Origin of the sequence: Dietzia sp. B19 (genome assembly GCF_014145155.1) — a bacterium.
GTDB lineage: Bacteria > Actinomycetota > Actinomycetes > Mycobacteriales > Mycobacteriaceae > Dietzia > Dietzia natronolimnaea.
This window is the reverse complement of the sequence record NZ_JAALED010000571.1, coordinates 7,837-11,475: the sequence shown is the minus strand read 5'-3', so window position 1 is coordinate 11,475 and position 3,639 is coordinate 7,837. Positions and strand designations below refer to the sequence as shown.

Here is a 3,639-nt window from a genome sequence, read left to right as displayed (position 1 = left end):
CCGGCACACCGCCCGCGCGGCGGACCTGCACGGCCTGGGCCGAGGCGAGACGGCGACTGAGGGTGGCCATGACCGATCGCAGCGGCTGCGGGACGGGCTTGATGGTCCCCAGATCGGGGCAGGTGCCCACCACCACGAGGGAGCCGCCCTCGCGGAGCGCCTCGACGGCCTCGCCCACGCGGCGGGCCGACGGGCCGATCGCGTTGCGTGCGGTGATGTCGTTGCCGCCGATGAGGATCACCGAGATGTCGGGATCGCCGTGCGCGATCTGCATGGCCTCGACCTGACCGGCGAGCCCCTTGGAGGTGGCGCCGACGATCGCCTTGACGCTCAGCCGCACGTCCCACCCTGATTCCTCGGCGAGACCGCGCGCCAGGAGGACCCCGGGCAGTTCACCGGGGGAGTCGGCACCCAGGCCGGCGGCGAGCGAGTCGCCGAAGATCACCATGTGGACGTCGCACGTCATCCCGGGTCGCCACGGCTCCGCGGTCACGGCACCGGGCCGGTAGAGGCCGTCGCCGTGGAAGGGTCGCGAGGTGGGCTTGGGGATCACCCGTCGGGCGATCCTGGCCTGCTGGGCGAGGAGTTCGTACGCACCCCGGTAGGCGCCGACGGTCCCCACCGCGACCAGCGCGAGGTTGACGACGACCTTCCGTGCCGGATCATCTGCGTGACTCATCTGGCGTGGCGTCTCCCTCCGGTGCGGTGGCGTGCGGGGCTCGGCACCGCGAGCTCGCGGGCCTGCTGTGACAACTCGACGATAGTCCTGCGGCTCTCCAGGGGCCCCATCGAGAGATCCACCGGGTACTCGACGATCGAGATGTCGGTGTGCACGATCCGCCGCGGCTGCGGGGTGTCGTCGCGACGCTGGGCCGGATACACGAGGTACGCGCGGTCCACGCCGAGCGCGGTGCAGGCCGCCAGCAGCCTGTAGTGCTCGGCGGCGCGGGCGCGGCGGTCCGTGGGATAGGTGGGAACGAAGGTCGTGACCGGTTCGCCGTCGACCTCGTACACGAGGCCGGTGGGCACGGAGATGTGGTCGCCCTCGGCGTCGGGAGCGCTGTGGCGACCGGCCCTGCCGCCGGAGGCACTGGTCGACCCGGCGTCCCCGGCGTCTCCCTGCTCGATACCCGTGTCCAGATGGACGACGGGGTTCTGCAGCACCCGTCCACCACAGCCGTCGAGGGCGGCGGTCAGTTCGGCCTCCACGAAGCGCTCGAACAGCGCCGGCATCTCGGTGACGAAGGCCGCCGACGCCGCGTGGCCGTCCTCCACCTCCACCGAGATGCGGCGCACGATCCGGTCGGCCAGGGCGAGCGCGTTCTGGAACCGGGCGTTGAGCCGGGTCCGCGTCCAGGCGGGGACCGGGGCGCCCTGGCCGATGAGCGTGGCGTCCGCCAGCCGGGCGTCCACCATCGCCAGCCGCCGCCGGGTGGCGTCCGGCAGGTCGGGCAGGAACTGCAGGCGGTGCGCGGCGGTGCGCAGGATGCGGTTCTCCGCGATGTCGGGGGTGAACTCCGAGTAGGTGACCTCCAGGGGGATGGTCATTCCCGGGTGGCGGCGGATCTGGTCGCCCAGACGGATCCGGCCGCGCACGGTGGTCAGCGCCTCGTCGACCCTGCGGTACCCGCGCAGCAGCCCGGACGACAGGGCCTGGTGCGCCAACGCGGCCATGGATTCGGCCACGGAGACCCAGAGCTCGTCGTCGTCCCTCGCCTGGACGGCCGACGGGAGGAACGCGGTGTCGGCCGCGTGGTCGAGCAGGAAGAACAACTGCGTCAGGCCCAGGTTGGCCGCGGGCAGGACCCGCACGGACAGACCCTCGACGCGGACCGAGCCGACGCTCCCGGACGGGATCAACCGCCACGTGTCGCGGCCGGCGGGCAACACCTCGACCAGCCCGGTCTGGGACAGGTGCTGCGCGCCCTCCCAGCTCAGGGTGACGAGCCGGCCACGGCGGTCGAACTCGTCGAACTCGATGGTCTCCGACGCCGCAGAGCCCGCCGAGGCGGGGATCACGCCCGGCCGATCTTCCGACGCAGTGTCGCGAGCCCGAAGCGTTCGTGGACCTCGGCGCGGGACAGGCGTCCGTAGTAGTGCTCCTCGAGCAGCGGGAGGAGGTCGTACCGCCAGATCGCCTCGAGCCCGCCGGGTTCGGTGGCCCGGTCCTTCATGAAGTACGACGGCCCGATCCGCAGGTCGCGGTCCGAGTCGTCGATCTCCGAGTTCAGCGCCTCCAGCAGGTCCGCGGGCTCGGTGGTCACGCCGCGGGCCTCGAGGTGACGTCGCAGCACGCCCGCCACCGGCGGGGTGTCCGGGTGGAGTTCCATGAACGCGAACCGACGCCGGATGGCCGCGTCGACCATGGCGATCGACCGGTCGGCGGTGTTCATGGTGCCGATGATGAACAGGTTGCGCGGCAACCGGAACGAGGTGTCGGGGCTGTACTGGGGCAGGACCGTGCGGTCGCGGTACTCGAGCAGGAAGTACATCTCGCCGAAGACGCGGGCCAGGTCGGCGCGGTTCATCTCGTCGATGATGAGGAAGCTCGGGTGCTCGCGCCCGGAGTCCGACGTGGCGCGAGCGGCCTGGCGGCGCAGCGGCCCGGCCTGCAGGGCGAAGCCGGGCTGACCGGACTCGGTGAGCGTGGGCCGGTAGCCCTCGAAAAAGTCCTCGTAGGCGTAGCTGGGGTGGAACTGCACCAGCTGGACCCGGCTCGGGTCGTCGGCGCCGGCGAGGAAACGCGCGAGCTCCTGCGCGAGGTAGGTCTTGCCGGTGCCGGGCGGACCGTAGAAGACGATCTGCTGCCGCTCCTGCAGGGTGTCCACGATCTCCTGCAGTTCCTTGCGCGGCATGTGGAGGCCGTCGGCGAGCTCGTCGGTGATGTCGGGGAGGGTGGGCACGGTCCCGGCGCCCGGCGCCTCGGCCACCTGGGACTCGGCGGAGTGCCGGCCGGGGTGCATGGTGGCGAGCAGCGCGTCGAGGCCGTCGGTGAGGTCCACGACGGTGCCGGGCTCCCCGATCAGCTCCGAGAGCGGGCTGGGGAGGGTGTCCAGGTCGAGGGTGACCGAGTGCCACCGCACCGAGCGCTCGAGCTGCTGGCCGCCGTCCTCCACGTAGCCCAGGTCGTCGGTGAGGGTGCCCAGGTGCAGTTTGGCGTCCGCGACCGTGGCCACGACGTCCTGCGGGCTCATCCGGGACAGGAAGGTGTGCAGCTCCGCGGTGAGCTGGAACCGTGCCTGGTAGTCCAGGTGCGGGTACCCCTGCTCGACGGCCTGGGACACCTCGAGCCGGCTGGCGTGTGCGGGGATGCGCGGCAGGTGCGAGGCGGGCAGCGCGATGCGGTTCTGCGCGACCCACTGTCCGGCCTGACCGACGCCGCCGCGTCCGGGTCGGACCAGCCACGCACGGCGGGAGTGGTCGTCGCGGTGGCGCTGCCACTGGTTGGCGATCGCGCCCCGGTACCAGTCGACGGGCTGGCCGAGCTGGGCGGAGAGCGTCTCGGCGATCCGGTGCAGGTCCTGGTCGATGTCCAGCTCGTCGATCCCGGACGGGCCACCGATGAGGTCGGCGAACGCGTCGCGGATCCGGGTCTTATGCTCGTGCTTGACGATCGGCTGGAAGTACCCGGGCCAGGCC

3 protein-coding genes are annotated in these 3,639 nt (G+C 72.1%); all 3 read right to left on the bottom strand.

Annotated features, from left to right (window positions below; genetic code table 11):
- Positions 1 to 679 (bottom strand): SGNH/GDSL hydrolase family protein (locus G6020_RS15785; protein ID WP_182611254.1); only part of this gene is annotated, 679 nt, incomplete at its 3' end.
- The gene (locus G6020_RS15780) at positions 676 to 2,019 is read right to left on the bottom strand and encodes a hypothetical protein (RefSeq protein ID WP_182611253.1); all 1,344 of its coding nucleotides are present in this window, start codon (positions 2,017 to 2,019) and stop codon (positions 676 to 678) included. The genes G6020_RS15780 and G6020_RS15785, both read right to left, overlap by 4 nt.
- A partial coding sequence (locus G6020_RS15775) for an AAA family ATPase (protein ID WP_241732769.1) occupies positions 2,016 to 3,639 on the bottom strand: 1,624 nt, incomplete at its 5' end. The genes G6020_RS15775 and G6020_RS15780, both read right to left, overlap by 4 nt.